The following is a 625-nucleotide window of genomic DNA, read 5'->3' as shown; positions in this document are numbered from 1 at the left end:
GTTCCGGGGACGGGTTCCGGGGGCGTTCCCGAATTGGCGGGACGTTCAAGGAACCGTAAAGCCGTGCCGCTCGTTTCCGGGACATGACCGCAATGACACCTGGCTCGAACCTTCCGCTCCCGGCCGCCCGCGTGGCGGTGGACGTCTCCGCTCCGGTGCGGCTCGACGTGTCGGGCCTGTTGCTCACCGCCGACGGCAAGGTGCGCTCGGACGACGACTTCATCTTCTACAACCAGCCCTCCGGCCCCGGTGTCACCTACCGGTCCGGCGGCGGCACCGCGCCGGACGCGATCGTGGTGGACACCGCGGCGGTGCCGCCCGGTATCGAGAAGATCGTCGTCACCGCCAGCCCCGACGCCGCGGGCCAGACCTTCCAGGGCATCGAGCCCACCGCCACCCTGCGCAACGCCGACGACGGCAGCGTGATCGCCACCTTCACCCCGCCGCAGCTCGGCGGCGAGACCGCGCTCGTCGTCATGGAGGTCTATCTGCGCGGCGGCGCCTGGAAGGCCCGCGCGGTGGGCCAGGGGTATGCGAACGGACTGGCGGGCATCGCCACCGACTTCGGCGTCTCGGTCGAGGAGCCGCAGGCCGCCGCGCCCGCCGCGCAGATAGACCTCCATGA

Annotated in this window: 1 protein-coding gene; it reads left to right on the top strand. The window is 71.5% G+C overall.

What is annotated here, in order from left to right:
• Nucleotides 1-83: 83 nt before the first annotated feature.
• Nucleotides 84-625 (top strand): TerD family protein (locus ACJA3G_RS38210; protein ID WP_406557577.1); only part of this gene is annotated, 542 nt, incomplete at its 3' end.

Source organism: Streptomyces sp. YS-3 (genome assembly GCF_045257485.1).
Lineage (GTDB): Bacteria > Actinomycetota > Actinomycetes > Streptomycetales > Streptomycetaceae > Streptomyces.
Note: the sequence above shows the minus strand (reverse complement) of the source record. Positions and strands in the feature narration are given on the sequence as shown.